This window comes from Streptomyces sp. NPDC054794, from assembly GCF_053611585.1.
The window spans coordinates 163,453-180,873 of sequence record NZ_JBSHAQ010000013.1 but is presented as its reverse complement, the minus strand read 5'-3'; the positions used below and the strand labels follow the sequence as shown (position 1 = coordinate 180,873).

General features: G+C 69.7%; 17 protein-coding genes. 9 read left to right on the top strand and 8 right to left on the bottom strand.

Features of this window, described 5'->3' with window-relative positions; genetic code table 11:
• Positions 1 to 2: 2 nt before the first annotated feature.
• From ACWGKT_RS16625 to ACWGKT_RS16605, 5 genes are read left to right on the top strand one after another with little or no spacing between them, the layout of a single operon-like run.
• A complete protein-coding gene (locus tag ACWGKT_RS16625; RefSeq protein WP_453274188.1) occupies positions 3 to 1,301 on the top strand; it encodes a hypothetical protein in 1,299 nt (432 codons plus the stop codon).
• Positions 1,298 to 2,245, top strand: a complete 948-nt coding sequence (locus ACWGKT_RS16620; RefSeq protein ID WP_453274187.1) for a glycosyltransferase family 2 protein — start codon at positions 1,298 to 1,300, stop codon at positions 2,243 to 2,245. Before ACWGKT_RS16625 ends, ACWGKT_RS16620 begins: the two co-directional genes overlap by 4 nt.
• Positions 2,242 to 3,483: a polysaccharide pyruvyl transferase family protein gene (locus ACWGKT_RS16615; protein WP_453274186.1), complete on the top strand. Its 1,242-nt coding sequence runs from the start codon at positions 2,242 to 2,244 to the stop codon at positions 3,481 to 3,483. Before ACWGKT_RS16620 ends, ACWGKT_RS16615 begins: the two co-directional genes overlap by 4 nt.
• Positions 3,480 to 4,031: a dTDP-4-dehydrorhamnose 3,5-epimerase gene (gene rfbC / locus ACWGKT_RS16610; RefSeq protein ID WP_453274185.1), complete on the top strand. Its 552-nt coding sequence runs from the start codon at positions 3,480 to 3,482 to the stop codon at positions 4,029 to 4,031. Before ACWGKT_RS16615 ends, rfbC begins: the two co-directional genes overlap by 4 nt.
• Positions 4,032 to 4,038: 7 nt before the next feature.
• Positions 4,039 to 5,373: a glutamate-1-semialdehyde 2,1-aminomutase gene (locus ACWGKT_RS16605; RefSeq protein WP_453274184.1), complete on the top strand. Its 1,335-nt coding sequence runs from the start codon at positions 4,039 to 4,041 to the stop codon at positions 5,371 to 5,373.
• 7 nt (positions 5,374 to 5,380) lie between these two features.
• Here ACWGKT_RS16605 and ACWGKT_RS16600 read toward each other — a convergent pair whose 3' ends face one another.
• On the bottom strand, positions 5,381 to 6,073 hold the full coding sequence (locus ACWGKT_RS16600; RefSeq protein WP_453274183.1) for a phosphatase PAP2 family protein: 693 nt from the start codon (positions 6,071 to 6,073) through the stop codon (positions 5,381 to 5,383).
• A 417-nt stretch (positions 6,074 to 6,490) separates the two neighbouring features.
• Here ACWGKT_RS16600 and ACWGKT_RS16595 point away from each other — a divergent pair, with 417 nt between their 5' ends.
• On the top strand, positions 6,491 to 7,096 hold the full coding sequence (locus ACWGKT_RS16595) for a hypothetical protein (RefSeq protein ID WP_453274182.1): 606 nt from the start codon (positions 6,491 to 6,493) through the stop codon (positions 7,094 to 7,096).
• 556 nt (positions 7,097 to 7,652) lie between these two features.
• Entirely contained in the window at positions 7,653 to 8,138 is a 486-nt protein-coding gene (locus ACWGKT_RS16590; protein WP_453274181.1) for an SRPBCC family protein, read from the top strand.
• A 1-nt stretch (position 8,139) separates the two neighbouring features.
• Here the strand turns inward: ACWGKT_RS16590 and ACWGKT_RS16585 are convergent, their stop codons facing one another.
• From ACWGKT_RS16585 to ACWGKT_RS16575, 3 genes are all read right to left on the bottom strand, one after another.
• Positions 8,140 to 9,603, bottom strand: a complete 1,464-nt coding sequence (locus ACWGKT_RS16585) for a membrane-associated oxidoreductase (protein ID WP_453274180.1) — start codon at positions 9,601 to 9,603, stop codon at positions 8,140 to 8,142.
• 147 nt (positions 9,604 to 9,750) lie between these two features.
• Positions 9,751 to 10,635 (bottom strand): SCO6745 family protein, encoded by an 885-nt coding sequence (locus ACWGKT_RS16580; RefSeq protein ID WP_453274179.1) that lies wholly within the window; start codon positions 10,633 to 10,635, stop codon positions 9,751 to 9,753.
• Positions 10,636 to 10,669: 34 nt separating this feature from the next.
• Entirely contained in the window at positions 10,670 to 11,203 is a 534-nt protein-coding gene (locus tag ACWGKT_RS16575) for a YbhB/YbcL family Raf kinase inhibitor-like protein (protein ID WP_453274178.1), read from the bottom strand.
• 166 nt (positions 11,204 to 11,369) lie between these two features.
• Between ACWGKT_RS16575 and ACWGKT_RS16570 the strand changes: the two genes are divergently transcribed.
• Positions 11,370 to 12,062: a GntR family transcriptional regulator gene (locus ACWGKT_RS16570; RefSeq protein WP_453274177.1), complete on the top strand. Its 693-nt coding sequence runs from the start codon at positions 11,370 to 11,372 to the stop codon at positions 12,060 to 12,062.
• A 78-nt stretch (positions 12,063 to 12,140) separates the two neighbouring features.
• Here the strand turns inward: ACWGKT_RS16570 and ACWGKT_RS16565 are convergent, their stop codons facing one another.
• Both ACWGKT_RS16565 and ACWGKT_RS16560 read right to left on the bottom strand, forming a co-directional pair.
• The gene (locus ACWGKT_RS16565; RefSeq protein WP_453274176.1) at positions 12,141 to 13,754 is read right to left on the bottom strand and encodes a GMC family oxidoreductase; all 1,614 of its coding nucleotides are present in this window, start codon (positions 13,752 to 13,754) and stop codon (positions 12,141 to 12,143) included.
• A 73-nt stretch (positions 13,755 to 13,827) separates the two neighbouring features.
• Positions 13,828 to 15,264 (bottom strand): aldehyde dehydrogenase, encoded by a 1,437-nt coding sequence (locus tag ACWGKT_RS16560; RefSeq protein ID WP_453274175.1) that lies wholly within the window; start codon positions 15,262 to 15,264, stop codon positions 13,828 to 13,830.
• Between the two features lie 384 nt (positions 15,265 to 15,648).
• On the opposite strand from ACWGKT_RS16560, the gene ACWGKT_RS16555 reads away from it, so the two are divergent.
• A complete protein-coding gene (locus ACWGKT_RS16555; RefSeq protein ID WP_453274174.1) occupies positions 15,649 to 16,266 on the top strand; it encodes a TetR/AcrR family transcriptional regulator in 618 nt (205 codons plus the stop codon).
• Positions 16,267 to 16,514: 248 nt separating this feature from the next.
• Here ACWGKT_RS16555 and ACWGKT_RS16550 read toward each other — a convergent pair whose 3' ends face one another.
• Positions 16,515 to 16,982 (bottom strand): VOC family protein, encoded by a 468-nt coding sequence (locus ACWGKT_RS16550; RefSeq protein WP_453274173.1) that lies wholly within the window; start codon positions 16,980 to 16,982, stop codon positions 16,515 to 16,517.
• 251 nt (positions 16,983 to 17,233) lie between these two features.
• Positions 17,234 to 17,383: a hypothetical protein gene (locus ACWGKT_RS16545; RefSeq protein ID WP_453274208.1), complete on the bottom strand. Its 150-nt coding sequence runs from the start codon at positions 17,381 to 17,383 to the stop codon at positions 17,234 to 17,236.
• Between the last annotated feature and the right edge of the window lie 38 nt (positions 17,384 to 17,421).

Sequence of the window (17,421 nt, the reverse complement as noted above, 5' to 3'; positions counted from 1 at the left end):
CCATGACCACCGAGGAGGAGAATCCGCAGACAACGGCGCCACCGGCCGGATCCGCCAGGCGGGCCCTCGTCGGTCGGCTGTCCTGGGGACTGGCCGACCAGGCGGCCTCCAGCGTGAGCAACTTCGTGGTGGGCATCTACGTGGCCCGCTCACTGGGGGTGACCGCGTTCGGCGTGTTCAGCCTCGCCTGGGTGACGTACGGCGTGGTGCTCAACGTCTCCCGCGGGCTGGCCACCGATCCGCTCGTGGTGCGCTTCAGCGGCGTGCCGGACGCCTCCTGGCGGGGGGCGGTGGCCCGGTCGACGGGTACCGCACTCGGCGTCGGTTCGGCCATCGGCGTGGCGTGTCTGGTGGCCGGGCTCGGCCTCGGCGGCCGCGTTGGGCCCGCGTTCGCGGCCCTCGGTGTCATGTTGCCCGGGCTGCTGCTCCAGGACGCCTGGCGGTTCTCGTTCTTCGCCGCCGGCGCCGGGCGCAAGGCGTTCGTGAACGACATCGTGTGGGGTGTCGCGCTCGTCCCGGCCATGGTGGTGGCGGCCCGTGTGGGCAGCGTCGCCGCTTTCGTGCTCGCCTGGGGCGCGTCCGCCACGGTGGCGGCGGGGTACGGCTACATCCAGTCCGGCATCCGGCCCCGGACGACCGAGGCACGCGGGTGGCTTCGCGAGCAGCGCGATCTCGGCTACCGGTACCTGGTCGAGAACGTCAGCCTCAGCGGCGCGAGCCAGCTGCGGGCGTACGGGCTCGGCGCGATCGTCGGGGTCGGCGCGGTGGGTGCGGTGCGGGGCGCCGAGCTCCTGCAAGGCCCGTTCCTGGCGGTGCTCATGGGACTGTCCCTGGTCACCGTCCCGGAGGCGGCGCGGGTACTGCGACAGGCACCGCACCGGCTCGGCAGGTTCTGCCTCATGCTGGGCGGGGGCCAGGCCGCCGGCGCGTTGTTCTGGGGCGCGGCGCTGCTGCTGGTGCCGAACCGGCTCGGCGAGTTGGCGCTCGGTGACGTCTGGCACTCCGCCTCGGTGCTCATCGTGCCGATCACCCTCGGCGTCGCGGGCGCGGGCCTCGGCACCGGCGCGGCGGCCGGGCTGCGCGCGCTCGGCGCGGCCCGGCGCAGCCTGCGCTGCCAGCTGTTCGCCTCCGCCTGCTACGTCAGCGGCGGGCTCGGCGGGGCGGCCGCCGCCGGCACGGTCGGCTCGGCCTGGGGCGTCGCCGCCGCGACCGTCAGCGGCTCGGCCGTGTGGTGGCTGCAACTGCGCTCCGCCCTGGGCGAGCGCCACCGCGATCCCATTCCCGAAGTGAGGACCTCATGACCGCCCACCCCAGGCTGAGCATCGGCCTGCCCGTGTACAACGGCGAGGAGTACCTGGCCGAGTCGCTCGACGCCCTGCTCGGCCAGACCTACGAGGACTTCGAGCTGGTCATCTCCGACAACGCCTCGACCGACGGGACCCAGGACATCTGCCGCAAGTACGTCGGGCGGGACTCGCGGATCCGGTACCTCCGGCTGCCCCGGAACATCGGCGCCACACCGAACCACAACCATGTGTTCGCCGAGTCCCACGGGGAGTTGTTCAAGTGGGCCTCGCACGACGACCTGTACGGCCGGGACCTGCTGCGGCGCTGTGTGGAGGCGCTGGACGAGCGGCCGGACGCGATCCTCGCGCACACCGACCAGGCGGTCATCGACGGCGACGGCCAGGTGAAGGTCCCGTACGAGTACACGCTCGCCACCGGCTCGCCGCACGCGCCGGAGCGCTTCCGCAGTCTGCTGTTCGAGCCCGGTGGCGACGACTTCTACGGGGTGATGCGGGCCGACATGCTGCGCCGGGTGAAGCCGCTCGACAGCTACCACCACGCGGACCGCACGTTCGTCGCCGAGATCACCCTGCACGGGCCCTTCCACCAGGTGCCGGAGCTCCTGTACTTCCGCCGCGACCACCCCAACCGCGCCGAGCGGGCGAACCCCAGCAAGCGCTCCCGGTGCGTCAACCTGGACCCGCGCCGGGCGGGCCCGCTGCACCCGACGCCCCGGCTGCTCGCCGAGTACATGTGGGGCTTCGTCGCGGCGATCCGGCGGGCGCCGTTGTCCCCGGCCGACCGGCGCGCGTGCTACCGCCACCTGGCCGCGTGGATGACCAGCCGGGTCCGGCCGGGTGCCGGCGAGCGGGTCGAGGACCGCGCGCCGGTCGACCCGGCCCGGCTCAGCGTCTCCGTCGACGCCCTGGTCGCCGGCCGTGAGGGGAGGCAGGCATGACGCCCGCGAACGGGACTCCGGTGCGTGTCGGGGTGTTCGGCCTGCTCGGCTCCGGCAACCTCGGCAACGACGGGTCGCTGGAGGCGGTGCTCGGGTACCTGCGCGCCGAGCACCCGGAGGCGGACGTGGACGCCCTGTGCGGCGGACCCGAGGCCGTCACGGCCCGGTTCGGGATCCCCGCGACGCGGCTGCACTGGTACCGCGGGGAGTACCGGACCGCGTCGCGTGCGGGCGCGATCGCGGGGAAGGGGCTGGGCAAACTCGTCGACGTCTTCCGCACCGCCGCCTGGGTGCGCCGGCACGACGTGGTGATCGTCCCGGGCATGGGCGTCCTGGAGGCCACGCTGCCACTGCGGCCGTGGGGCTTCCCGTACGCGCTGTTCCTGCTCTGCGCGAGTGGCCGGCTGCTGCGCACCCGGGTGGCGCTGGTCAGCGTCGGCGCCGCGACGATCGGCAACCGGCCGACCCGGGCCCTGGTGCGCTGGTCGGGGCGGCTGGCCGCCTACCGGTCGTACCGGGACGCGCAGTCCCGCGACGCGATGCGGGCGATGGGCGTGGACACCGCGCGCGACGAGGTCTACCCGGACCTCGCGTTCGCCCTGCCGACGCCGCCGGCGAGCGCGCCCTCGGACCCGTCGGCCCCGCCGGGCCCGGTCTGCGTCGGCGTCATGGACTTCCACGGCGGCAACGACGATCGTGCCCGGGCGGAGGAGATCCACCGGCGCTACCTCGACGGGACGATCCGGTTCGTCCGCGCGCTGGTCGAGGAGGGCAGGGCCGTCCGGCTGCTCACCGGTGACGAGTGCGACGCGTCGGTGGTCGCGGCGATCCTCGACGCGGTCGGCTCGCCGCTGGTCACCGCTGCCGAGCCGTCCTCACTGGCCGACCTGATGAAGGAGATGGCGGCCGCCGACACCGTGGTGGCGATCCGCTACCACAACCTGATCTGCGCGCTGAAGACCGGTACGCCGGTACTCGCCCTCTGCTACGCCGCGAAGAGCGACGCGCTCATGACGGAGATGGGCCTCGGCGCGTACTGCCACCCGGCGCGCGAGGTCGACGCCGACCGACTGCTCCAGCAGTTCCGTGCGTTGGAGAAGAGTTCGGCCGAGCTGCGGCAGACCCTCACCGAGCGGAACCTGGCCGCCGCCCGGCAACTGAAGCACCAGTTCGACTCCTTGACCGCGGCCCTGTTCCCGGCGACCGACCAAGCCCACACCTCGCGGAAGGCTCCATGAAGGCGACCGAAGTCCCTGAGATCACCGGCGCGTACCTCTTCGAGCCGACGCCGTACGCCGACGAGCGCGGCTTCTTCTGCCGCACCTTCGACGCCGACGTGGTCCGCTCGGTGGGCCTCGACCCGAACGCCTTCGTCCAGGACAGCGTGTCCCGCTCGGTCCAGGGGGTGCTGCGCGGCCTGCACCTGCGCTCCGGCGCCGGCGAGGCCAAGCTGGTGCGGTGCTCGTACGGCAGGATCTTCGACGTCGTCGTGGACCTGCGGACGGACTCGCCGACCTACCGCAACGTGGCCTCCTTCGAGCTGTCCGGCGACACGCAGGTGACCCTGTACATCCCGGCGGGGTGCGCGCACGGCTTCCAGGCGCTGACCGAAACCGCCGACACCTCGTACCGGATCGACCGCCCGCACGATCCGGCCGAGGACGTGACGATCGCTTTCGACGACCCGGAGCTCGCCATTCCCTGGCCACTGCCGGCCACATCGATGTCCCAGCGGGACCGGGAGGCGCCGAGCCTCGCCGAGGTCCTGAAGCACAGAGAAAGTTGAGGTGGGCGTGGACACCGAACACACCCGAGAGCTCCTCCTGCCCCGGTCGCGGACGGCGAACGAGCGGCTGCACGCCATGATCCCGGGGGGTGCGCACACCTACGCCAAGGGCGACGACCAGTACCCCGAGAACCTGGCCCCGGTCATCAGCCACGGCCGTGGTGCCCACGTGTGGGACATCGACGGCAACCGCTACATCGAGTACGGCTCCGGCCTGCGGTCGGTCAGCCTCGGCCACGCCCACCCCCGCGTGATCGAGGCGGTGCGGCAGGAACTCGACCGCGGCAGCAACTTCGTCCGGCCGTCCATCCTGGAGGTCGAAGCCGCGGAGCGCTTCCTGGCCACGGTGCCGACCGCCGAGATGGTGAAGTTCGCGAAGAACGGCTCCGACGCCACCACCGCCGCGGTACGCCTCGCCCGCGCCGCCACCGGGCGCCCTCGGGTCGCCATCTGCGCCGACCATCCGTTCTTCTCCGTCGACGACTGGTTCATCGGTACCACGCCGATGTCCGCCGGCATTCCGGCTGAGACCAACGACCTCACCGTGACGTTCCCGTACGGGGACCTGGCCGCCACGGAGGAGTTGCTCACCCGGTACCAGGACGAGGTCGCCTGCCTGATCCTCGAACCCGCCACCCACACCGAGCCGCCGCCCGGGTACCTCGCCGGCCTGCGCGAGCTGGCCGACCGGCACGGCTGCGTACTGGTCTTCGACGAGATGATCACCTGCTTCCGCTGGTCCGAGGCGGGCGCCCAGGGCCTGTACGGCGTCGTCCCCGACCTGTCCACGTTCGGCAAGGCGCTGGGCAACGGATTCGCCGTCTCCGCGCTGGCCGGGCGCCGCGATCTGATGGAGCTGGGCGGGCTGCGTCACTCCGGCGACCGGGTGTTCCTGCTGTCCACCACGCACGGTGCGGAAACGCACTCCCTGGCAGCCGCGATGGCCGTGCTGACCACCTACGTCGAAGAGGGCATCACAGCGCGGCTGCACGCCCTCGGCGAGCGGTTGGCCGCCGGTGTCCGCGACGCCGCGGCCGGCATGGGCGTCGGCGACCACATCGTCGTCCGGGGCCGGGCCAGCAACCTGGTCTTCGCCACCCTCGACGAGAACGGGCAGCCGTCGCAGGAGTACCGCACCCTGTTCCTGCGCCGGCTCCTCGCGGGCGGGGTGCTGGCCCCGTCGTTCGTGGTGAGCAGCGCGCTCGACGACGCGGACATCGATCACACCGTCGACGTGGTGGCCCAGGCATGTGCGGTGTACCGGAAGGCACTGGATGCCGGCGACCCCACCCCCTGGCTGGGCGGACGGCCGGTGAAACCCGTGTTCCGCCGCTTGGCGTGAGGTGACGTCAGCGACGCTGTCGGCGACCGGCGTCGGCCGCCCGATCGGCCGACCGGTCGGCTGTCCTGTCGGCGATCCGGTCGACCAGCCAAGCGGTCGCCGGTATCACCGCCAGCGCGGTGCACCAGCCGCCGAGGACGTCGGTCGGGTAGTGCGCACCGAGGGCGACCTGCGCCCAGCCCATGGCGGCACCGGCGACCAGTGCCGCGGCAAGTACGAGTGACATGCCGGCCGTCCTGCCGAGGCCGAGCCGGCCGGTCGCGGCCAGCGCCACCACGAGGGCGAGCGCGGTGGCGAAGGCGGTGTGCCCGCTCGGGTAGGACAGGTTCTCGCCGTGGATGGTGCGTCCCACCAGGGACTTGAGCAGTGTCGCCGTCCCCACGGTCACAGCGGCGCCGGCAACGACGAGTACCGCCGCGCGAGGACGCCCGAGCAGCAGGCAGCCCGTCACGATGGCCACGACCAGTGCCGCCGATCCCACGGGCTCCCCCAGGAAGTCCAGGGCCAGAGCGACGTGCCGCCACGGCGGCCCCGGACCGTCCACCGCCGCCCCGATCCGCGCGTCCACCGTGCCGGGCTTGCTGTCGTCGGCGTACAGGACCCCGAGCACGACGACCACCAGCGCGGCGAGGGCCGCCATCAGCCCGAACCGCATGCGCAGCGATGGGGGCAGCACCGCGGGCTCCGACCGGCCGGTCACACGCCCACCGCGTCCGGTCGGCGTGCCGTGCTGTGCCGTGATCGGTGGCTGGCGTTCCGGATCTTGACTTCTTGAGGCACGGTGAGGGTGTGGCCCTTCATGCGACCGGTGGGCAGCCATGAATCAAACAAGGCCACCCTAACCAACAATGCGGTCGCGGCGAGCCGCCGTCGGAAAGTTGGCACCGCGGCACAGCGGGCCGACGCCCGGCGGCCCACATGACGGCATCTCCGCGTACACACCGCACCACTGCGCCGACCCGGCACCGTGTCGAGGACATCCACCGGTGGAGTCCGGTGAAAGAGTCGAGTCCCACATACCGTCGAACGACCGGCCAAGCCCCGCACCACGACCGACACACCTCACCCGGCCGGAGCCGGCCACCTCCGATGCCATCACCGGAGCAGGAGCACGCCCATGCGACTTTACGCCCAGACACCGGCACGTCGGAGCCGTCAGGTGTGCGCGGATCTGATCGCCGTGGCCCTGATCGCGGCCGCGGTGAAGTTCGCCCTGGCCGTCCACGACGCGATCATGCGGCTGGCCGAGCCGGGACGGCAGGCGCAGAGCGCGGGTGACGACCTCGCCTCCGGGCTCGATGACGCCGCCCAAGCCGCTTCGAAAGTGCCGTTCATCGGGGGCACACTCAAGAAGCCGCTCCAGTCCGCCGCCGGCGCCGGCACCGGTCTCTCCGATGCCGGCCGGTCGCTGCAGCACGTCGTGGGACAGGTGGCCGCCCTGACCGCACTCGCCCTGATCGTCCTGCCCGTGGCCTTCGTACTGGTGTTGTGGCTGCCCGCACGCCTGCGTTGGATCAGGCGCAGCGCCACCACCCGACACCTCTTCGACGACATCGGCGGCGCCGACCTGCTCGCCCTGCGCACCCTCACCGGACCGCAACGCGACCTCGTCACGGTCCCCGTCCCGGTGGGCGGCCTCGCCGACGCCTGGCGCCGCGGGGACCAGCAGGTCATCTCCGACTTGTCCAGCGTCGCACTCAAGCGGGCCGGCCTGCGGCCCTGAGCCCGTACCGGACAAGGCCTCGCCGCCTGCCCCGGCTCCCCCATGACCCGCCTCGGCAACGAACCTGAAGCGCCATCCCCCCGTGATGAGCAGGTTCTTCCTCACCCCCCGACTGCCGGAGCAGGTCGACGCGACCGCCGCGCGGGAGGCGGCGGACCGGTTCCTGCCCTTCGCCCTGCGCGCCGTGGGCGGCGGTGGCTAGGGCCTGTCGTCACATTCCCGTCGTCGCCCGAAGGGCGGCCCTGCGGCGTCATGGGGGTCCCCCCTGCTGGAGCGCAGCCGAGAACTCGGGGGAGCGTGCTCTCGGTGTGCCGGGCGGAAGTCCTCGTACTGGACGTACTTGGGCTTTCGCCCGGCGCGGCGAGTGGGGGTCCCCCTGCTCGAAGAGCTTGGGGGAGCGTGCCAGGCGTCGCGGGGCAGGCGGGAATTTGGCGACAGCCCCTGGCAGCCCGCCTGAACGAGATCCGTCCGCATACGTTCACCAGGCTCCCGCAGCAGTCCCGAACGACCACAGCGCGGCCGGACGGTCGCGGAGCCCGACACAGGAGGAAATCCGATGGCCTGGTCCACGCTCGAACCGTTCGACGTGTCCTTCTTCGACACCGCTCCGCACCGGTACTCGTTCCCCATGGACCTGCCCGTGGCACCGGAAGCCGTCTGGGAGGGCCTCGCCGGCGATGCGCCGCTGTCCTGGTGTCGTGGACTGAACGCCGGCCGCTACACCTCACCCTCGCCCCACGGCGTCGGAACGACACGTGAGATCACCGCACTCCGTCTCCTGCACCTGCGCGAGGAGTTCGTGCGGTGGGAGGAGGGGACGCGACACTCGTTCTGCGTCACCCAGGCCAGCCTGCCCCTGTTCCGGCGCTTCGGCGAGGACTACGTCGTCGAGCCCATCGCGAACGGCACCCGCTTCACCTGGACCTTCGCCTTCGAGCCGAGCCCATTGTTCGCGCACCCCGCGGCACTGACCGACCTCCCGGGCAGGGCCTTCATGAAGCAGCTGGTCAACAGCACGAAGCGGCACTTCGGCGCGGCCTGAGTCATTGGCGGCTGACCGTACGGGTCACACCCGTGACGATCGTCGTCGCCAGAATCCAGCCGGTGATGATCAGGGCGTAGGACAACCACTGGTACCAGCCCGCAGGGGCGAAGGCCGACTCCTGGCCGAAGTCGATGATCGGCAGGAGCAGGTCGAGGGTGTAGAAGACGGGGTTGAAGTCCGGGGCCTCGCCCACCTTGACGGGGCGAGGGTGGTGCAGGCCGTACGCGATCGATCCGATGGCCATGAGGGACAACAGCCAAACGGCCGCGCGCACCGGGCGGAAGCCGTATCCGACGGTGCCGTCCTGAACGTACCCCCACAGCCGTCCGTACCAGGCGAGCGTGGTGCGTCGGCGACGTTGTTTGGCGAGCTGAACGAGCCGGGCCGCGTCGTCGTCGCCGACATGGCGATACGCCGCCATCAACTGCTCATAGGAATCGGGTTCGTAACGGCCGCCGTCTCGCTCCAGCATCGGAAGGCGGCGCTCGGCGGGCTCGTGCGGGGTGAGTACGGTGTACCGGAGATTACTGAGATGCACCTGCTCCGGGAGCATCTCGGGTTCGAGGGTCAGGATTTCCATCTGAGAACGCCGCAGATTCAGGGCGCCCTCGATCCGATCTCCGCCGCGCAGCCAGAGTTCACCGATGACACAACTGCTCGCCCGCAGCGCCGTGTCGCCCCGGTGCGACAGGTGAGCGTGGAGCAGGTCGAGACGGCCCGATATGCGCGAGCCTCGGAACTCGACCCGCCCCTGCGCACGTATGCACCTCGCCCGTATGTGGCCTCCCACATTGAGGTTCTGAGCATCCAGCGCGGTGCCGCCCGGATTGTCGAACTCGGCGTCCTGAACGTTGATGCGCCCGGTGACCGATGCGCCGGTGAGGCGTACCTGTCCGTGCGCACGTATCTCCGGCGCCCACAGGTCGTCTCCAATTGACGCCTGGTTGAGCTGCAGCACCGGCTCGGAGTCGTCCGGCGCCGTGAACTCCGCGCGCTCCATGAACAGCGCCCCGGAGATCTGTGCCCCGCCGAGCCGTACCGGCCCCCGGATTCGGCAGTCCGTCATGCGCAGCACCCGCTCGACCCGCAGGGTCGCCGAATCCAGGCCCGGCAACTCGGAGTTGCTCAGGTTGAGCTGACGCATCTCGGCACCGTAGAGGTCGGGAACGCTGTCGAACTGGCAGTGACTCAGTCGGACGGCGGCGTCGATCGTGGCGTACTTCAGGTCCAGCACACCGGTGATCCGCGCCCCGGTGATCTTGAGCGCGGCTATCTCGCCCTCCTCGTGCGGAGACTTGAGCAGCAACGCCCGCAGCACACTCGCCCGTACGGTCCGCTCGGCGCCCCAGGTGTCGCCCGGTGCCGGATCCTCGTTCTCGGCGCGGAAGTCCACGGACTCGCCTCGCGGAAAGGCCTGCCACACACGCAGCTCCGCCGGCGACAGCTCGTTGATCTCGCTCACGCCGGGACTCTGACGTGCCGTGTTCGAGCTGTCAACTGCGCAGCGGGGCACTCGATTTCGTCCAACACATGGTTGCCATGTCCGGGGCAGGGAGTTGAGCGTTCGGTCCGTTGTGACCACAGGGTATAGCTCATCTCGTGAGGATTTCTAGGCCGAAAGCACGGCCTGGAACGTCCCCGCCGCGGTGAACGCGTCAGTGATCGGCGCGATGAGCGAGGCGAGACGGCGGGCACCCGCGGCGCCGATCGGCGCCCAGAGCGCAGCGCAGTGCTCGTCCGTCTCCACCTCGATCCGCTCGCGCGCCGCGCTGCCGGCGTCGGTGACCGTGGCGTTGGTGTCGAGCCAGCCGCGCGCGGCGAGACGCGCCGTCGCCGCGGTCCACTCCTCGTCGTCCCACTGGCGGGTGGCCCGCGCGAGAGCCGTCGGGAGGCGGCCCGTCGCGGTGTGCAGAACGAGGCAGTCGCACGGCCCGAGACCGTTGTCGGCGAGTACGACGAGATGCGCGTCGCCGCGCCACTCGCGCGCCACCGTGATCTGCTGCCACAACGCGAGGAGTGGATCGGCCGGAAGCGCGACCGACGCGTTCGCGGCGGCCAGCACCTTGCCGGCGTAGTCGGCACCGGCGACGACCGGGTCGAGCAGCGATCGCGCCTCGGACAGTTGGTCGTCCGTGAGGTGCAGGCCGACGCGCCGCATCGCGCGCCCGGCGGCCAGGAAGCGGGCGGCCTGCCACTGCTCGGGCGGCGCGGCGTCCCACACGCCCGCCATGGCCCGCACCGCCCGCGGGCTGAAGTTGTAGAAGGCCGCGAGCGTGACCTGCCACGGAACCGCGCCCATCGCGGCCGACCGGAAGGCGAGGTACGCCGGTCCGCGGTCGGTCACGCCGAGCTTGGCCGCCTCCTGGGCGCTCTCGGGGGCGAGGTAGATGAACACGTGGGCCGCGCTGACGGCGCGACTGATGTCACGGACGGCATTCAGGTCCATCGGGCCGTCGCCGGGACGGACCGAGTCGGGAAGTTCGTCGAGGTGCATCGAGGTGGTTTCTCCCGGGAGTTGTGCAGTGCTGTCAGGCGGGGGTTTCGGCGGTGGCGATCAGTACCGCGCGGCCGAGGGTGTGACCGGCCATGGCGAAGCCGAGGACGGCCGGGGTGGCGTCGGCGGGGACGCCGACCGAGGCGACGTCGAGGGCGTGCACCACGATGAAGTAGCGGTGCGGTCCGTGCCCGGACGGCGGGGCGGCGCCGATGTAGCGGGCTACGCGGGCGTCGTTGGGCAACTGATAGGCGCCCTCGGGCAGTCCCGAGCCGGTGTCGTCGCCGGCGCCCTCGGGCAGCTCGGTGACCGTGGCCGGGATGTCGGCGACCGCCCAGTGCCAGAACCCGGACCCGGTGGGAGCGTCGGCGTCATAGACGGTGACGGCGTAGCTCTCGGTGCCGTCCGGGGCTCCGCTCCAGGACAGCTGCGGGGACATGTCCTTCCCGCCGGGCAGGCCGGAGGCGTGCTGCTCGGGCGGCCAGGCGGCTCCGTCGGTGACGGTGGTGCTGACGACGGTGAAGGACGCCGCCTCGGGGAGGCGGGCGAAGGGGTCGTTCGCGTTCACGGCGATGTTCCTCTCAGGGCTGCACGCAAGGGGGCGGGGGCGGTGGTGCGGCCGGTGATCGGGCCGCGGAGTCGACGGAACAGCGGCGTCCACGACTCTCACCCACCACTTAATCGACAGTAACACAGATAATCGATTATCCTGAGAGATCGTCTATGCTTGGACCATGACTGGCACGCCTCACAACCCGGCCTCCTCCGGGAAGCAGATGCTTTCCGAGCAGGTCTACGCACACCTGTGGGACGCGATCATGCGCGGGGACCACGCCCCTGGCGACGCCCTCAAACCGCAGGACCTCGCCAGGGAACAGGGCGTGAGCCTGGCCGTCATGCGTGAGGCACTCGTGCGGCTGGTCGGCGAAGGGCTCGCCGACCGGCTGCCCAACCGCGGATTCGCGGTCCCGTCCTTCTCCGACCGCCGTTGGCAGGAGATCGCGGAGGCCCGCCGGACCATCGAACCGGTCGTACTGCGCATGTCAATCGAGCGCGGCAACGTCGACTGGGAGGCCCGCGTGCGGGCGGCCCACCATCGCCTGATGCGCACCCCGGCGTACGTACCGGAGGAGGGCGAGCACTACAGCGGCGCTTGGTCCGAGGCCCACAGGGACTTCCACCGCACGCTGCTGGAGGGGTGCGGCAACCCCACCCTGCTGGAGACCTTCGACCGGTTGTGGACCGCGAGCGAGCTGGCCCGCCGCTGGTCGTCCCGCCGCAACCCCGGCCGGGACGACGCAAAGGAACACCGCCAACTGGAAGAGGCGGCGCTGGCCCGCGACGCCGACACCGCAGCCGCGCTCCTGACGCAGCACCTCGCCCTGACCGCAACCGCTCTGACCGACGATTCAGACCAGGCCACCTGAGCTTTGTCCGGAGTCCGGATCAGCGGGCCGACTGCGTCCCCGTTCAGTCCGCGAGACAAGGCTCCAGTAACGTCGAGTTCAGCAAGGCCGCTCCCCCATCATGTCGGCAGCCTTTTCGGCGATCATGATCGTGGGCGCGTTGGTGTTTCCGCCGGTGACAGTCGGCATGACCGAGGCGTCGACGACACGGAGACGCTCGACTCCGTAGACCTCCAGATCCGAATTGACGACGGAGTCGTGGCCGGTTCCCATGGCACAGGTGCCCACTGGGTGGTACGCCGTGGCACTCCATCTGCGGACGTGCTCTTCGAGAGCCGCGTCGCCCAGGCCGTCCGGACAGTCCAGGTCGTCACCGGCCGGCAGGTAGGACCGCGCCAGGTATTCGGCGAACGGTGCGCAGTGGGCGATGGCCATGACCGCTCTGAGTCCGGCGACCATGGCCGACGCATCCGCGGGCACGTCGAAGTACCGGGGATCGATCAGCGGTGGCGTCTGAGGATCAGCCGACGCGAGACGGACGGTGCCGCGCGTCTGCGGGTGCAGCGGGACGCAGTTCATCGTGAACACCGGCCGGTCAGGTGCTTCCTCACCGCTGAGAATCAGTGCCGTGGCCCCGCCCACCAGCTGGACGTCAGGACCGCCTTGGCCGTCCGTGACGTTGAGGAACGCGCCGACCTCGCCGTAGTTGGAGGCGAAGGGCCCGTCGCCGTGGGCGCGCCACCGTTCCAGGTTGTCCTCGGTGAGCAGATCCCGGACGATGTCAGTGGAGTTCCGGGTCTCCCACACCACGGGAGTCATCAAATGGTCCTGCAGGTTACGCCCGACCCCGGGCAGGGGCACTCGGACGTCTATCCCCACATCGCGCAGCACTTCGGGATCGCCCATGCCCGACAGGAGCAGCAGCTGCGGCGAGTTGATGGATCCGCCGCAGAGCAGGATCTCCCTGTCGGCGTGGGCCGTCCGCTCCTGTCCGTCCCGGACGTACGTGACGCCGGTTGCGCGTGATCCGTCGAGTGTGATCATTGTTGCCAGGGCGCTGGTGCGTACTGTGAGATTGGGTCGGCCGAGGGCGGGGCGCAGATAGGCGTCGGCCGTGGACCACCGGCGCCCTTGATGGCATGTCACCTGGTACAGGCCGGCGCCGGCCGGAGACGCACCCGCGAAGTCGTCGTTGCGCTCCAGTCCCCAGTCCACGGCGGCGTCCAGCCAGGATTGTGAGAGTTCGTGGGTGTAGACGCGGTCCTCGACGTGCAGGGGTCCGTCCGAACCGTGATAGGGGTCGCCTAGGCGGCCGTTCGACTCGGACTTCTTGAAATAGGGCAGGACGTCGTCGTAGCCCCAGCCTTTCGCTCCGTGCTCGTCGCGCCAGTTGTCGTAGTCGTGCCGGTTGCCCCGGACGTAGATCATGACATTGGTGGATGATGAGCCGCCGAGTGTCCTGCCCCGGGGCCATGAGAAGGTGCGCCCTGGCTGGGGTTGCTCGACCGTCCGGTAGCTCCAGTCGGTAGGCGATCCGAAGAGCATTCCGAGCGCGGCCGGGATGTGGATGAGTTCGTCGGTGTCGGGGCCCCCCGCTTCGAGGAGCAGCACGCGGACACGTTCGTCGCGGCTCAGACGGTCCGCGAGTACGCAACCGGCGCTGCCCGCGCCCACGATGACGTAGTCGAATCCTTCGGTTCCGGTGGAATTCATGCTGGTTCCCGCTCCCGGCGGGCATCCGTCGACCGGACTCGCCCGAGCCGGGCGACGGATGCCGGCTGTCGTGTCAGGGGTGGTAGATCGACTGGAGTTGCTGGTATGCGTGAAGCCCCTCGGGCCCCAGTTCGCTGCCGAGTCCGCTGGCCTTCCTGCCCCCGTAGGGGGAGGTGATGTCGGGAAGATAGCCGTTGAGCCCGACGGTGCCGGTCCGCAAACGGCGGGCGACCCGGGCGCCATGGTCCAAGTCCGTGGCCCATACGGTCCCGGCGAGGCCGTAGGCCGACTCATTCGCCAGGCGCACGGCCTCGTCCTCGCCGTCGTAGGGCGTGATCGTGAGGACCGGGCCGAAGATTTCTTCCTGCGCGATGGTCGATGTGTTCCCGACGTCGGCGAAAACGGTGGGTTCGACGAACCAGCCTCGATCGAGGCCGGGTGGCCGACCTCCTCCGGTGGTGAGCCGAGCCCCTTCGTTGAGGCCGGTCTTGATGTAACCCAGGACCCGTTCGCGCTGGCGCTGGCTGACGAGCGGGCCGATCTGGGTGTCGGGGGCGAGCGCATCACCGACAACGGCGTCATGGGCCATCGCCGTACAGAACTCGACCACTTCCCGATACCTGCTGCGGGGGGCCAGGATCCTGGTACTCGCGTAACAGGTCTGACCGTTGTTCAGCAGACTGGCCATGAAGAACTGCTCTGCGTTCGCGGCGAGGTCGGCGTCGTCAAGAACGACGGCGGCGGACTTGCCTCCCAGTTCCAGGGTCACCGGCCGCAGCAACTCGGCGCACACGGCAGCCACTTGGCGCCCGGCTCTGGTGGATCCGGTGAACGACACCTTGTCGACGCCAGGATGGGAGACCAGATACGCGCCGGTGTCGCGGCCGCCCGGAACGATGTTGATCACACCGTCGGGGATGCCCGCTTCCTCGACCGCCTCCGCCAGCAGTACCGAGTCGAGGACCGTCTCCGGAGCCGGCTTGAGGACGACCGTGCAACCGGCTGCGAGAGCCGGGGCCACCTTGAAGAAGGCGATGGTCTGAGGGAAGTTCCAGGTCATGATGGCGGCTACGACGCCTGCGGGTTCCCGCCGGACCAGGGTGGTGCCACGGGGCAGTCCGGTGCGCAGTTCCTCGGACGTCATGCTGTCGGCCAGACCCGCGTAGTAGCGAAGCAGGGCTGACGGCACCACACCTTCGAAGGACCGGGCGACAGTGATCGGCATGCCGTTCTGCGCACTGACGGCCGCGGATGTCGCCTCCTGCCTGGCGTCGAGCGCACCCGCGAGACGGATCATGGCGGCCGCGCGATGGTCAGGGCCCCAGGAGGCCCAGCCGGTCGGTGCGTCGAATGCGGCACGAGCGGCTCCGACCGCCCGGTCGATGTCGCCCTGGGAACCGTCCGGCACGGTACCGAGATGATCGCCGGTACTGGCGGATGCGACGTTGATGACACGGTTGCCGGACATGTGCACCCAGCGTCCGCCGATGAACAGATGGTTGGGATCCATGGTGAACTCTCCCCACGGCATGGCCTTGGGGCCACGACACTCCGTGGTGTTCGATACGTGGATGACCAGCGGGCACGGGGGACCTCAGCGCGGCATGCAGACCGCTGCCGGTCATGGCTTTCCTGCGCAGTGCCCCGGCGCGTCGAACCTGCGGGTGGGCCACATCTACTACGCCCCTTGCGCCTGGTACCGGCGCTGGGGGGCGCTTTCACCGTTCACGACTGAATGAATTCGACATTACACCCATCTGGGGTAATCTGTCACCAGATGGGCAGAATATGGGTGAGAATGCCATGGCAGCCATCCGATGGGGGAAGGCCGGGCCGAGCCCTGGTGCGTGACCCCGCACCATGAGCAGGACGCCTCAAGGAGAGGTGACACCTCATGAGGACATATGGCGGAGCCACGGCGGAAGAGCGCGCTTCGCTCCGCCGTCGGCGCCTCATGGAAAGCGGACTTGAACTCTTCTCCAGCCGGGGATACGCCCACACCTCCATCCGTGCGGTACTCCGCCACGCCGGAATAAAGGACAGGTACTTCGCGGAGAGCTTCACGTCCCTCGACGATCTCATGGCAGCGCTCATGAGAGACATCTACGAGGAACAGATCACCCGGTGCGCCGACGCGATCGCCACAGACCAGCCGCTGCGCGACCGGGCTCGAAACGTGATCGACACCATCGTCGGGCTTTCCCTGGAAGACCCGAGAAAAGGGCGCGTCAAACTCGCTGAATCCCTGGGGGCCGGTCCTCTCACAGCGCGCGAACGGCGTCTGGGCCTGCAGCGCATGAGCGGCCTCGTGAACTCCCTCCTGAGGGAAGGGCTGCATGATCCCCGGATCGACCCCACCGCCCTGTCCGTGGCCGTCGTGGGCGCGGTCAGCGAGCTGCTACTGAGCTGGTTCAACGGAGAGCTGGAGCTCTCAAGGGAGGAACTGGTGGATCAGGGCCTCCTCCTGTTCGAGGCGATCACCGAGCACACCTCGGCAACATCACGAGAATGACAGAGAAGCCGCCTTCAGCAGCTCCCAGAGGCCATCCGGCACCATGCGTTCCCCAACTCGGCCGGCCGCATCCACCGGCGTTCCGCCGACTCCCCAGCCGCCTTCACGTGGGTCTAGCCCGGCACAGCAGAAGCGCGCATTCTCCCCCGCGCCAAGCTACTCGTAACACGGTCTTGTTGAAGCGATCTGGCTGGGCGTGAAAGAAGGGGCTCGGGCCGTGTGCGCGCATGGTGATGTGGTGAGGCTGATCAGGAACCAGCGCCGGGCAGCTTCTGCGACAGTTCGATCATGTTGCCCCACGGGTCACGGAAGAACGCCAGTCGCCGGCTGATGTCCTCGATCTCGAAAGGTTCACCGATAAGGTCGACACCACGGCGGGCGAGCTCCGCACGTGCTTCGTCGACATCGTCGACATGGAGGCACATGTGCTGGTAGCCGCCGTGCTGCAGGCTGACTCCGAGGTCGTCGAGAACCTCGTTCGGGAAGGGTACCGGTCCGGCCAACAGTTCCACATGGAAGTTGTCATCGTTGGGCGGGCAGAGGTACCCGAGCTTCAGCTCTCCGTAGGGCCACTCCTGGAGCACTCGGAAGTCCAGCTTCTCCGTGTACCAAGCCTTCGCCGCGTCGTAGTCGGGAACGCGGATACCAACATGGTGGCCACTGAAGGACGAAAAGGGGCTTGATGGGTTTTTCGGCGGGTGGGCCGGCATGGGCATCGCAATCACTCCTATCCTGCTAAACCATCAAGGGCTGGCACGATGAACCAGACGGCTCAGCCTATCGTGCGACTCGGTGCGGAATAATCAAGGTCCGGATATTCGCGATCAGGTTTGACGGCTCTCCGTTCAGTGCTTGTAATACGACCATTGATCGGTGCTCCTACAGTCGCTTCCAGCAGATGAGGCCGCATGCCAACGAGGCAAAGGCGTCCTGGAGTTCGGTTCGGCATTCGAGTCGTACGCCCCTTTCATCGCCTTGGAACGGAGTGCGGCCCGCGGGCCCTCCACATGCCGCGAATGACCGTGATGGCCTCGTCGAGGGCACCGACCGCTTCGCGTTCGGTGCGGTGTGGTCCACCCATGGCTTCGATCGCTTCCCAGAAGGCTCCTGCTCCCAGACCGAGTTGGAGGCGACCGCTGGTGAGGATGTCGAAGC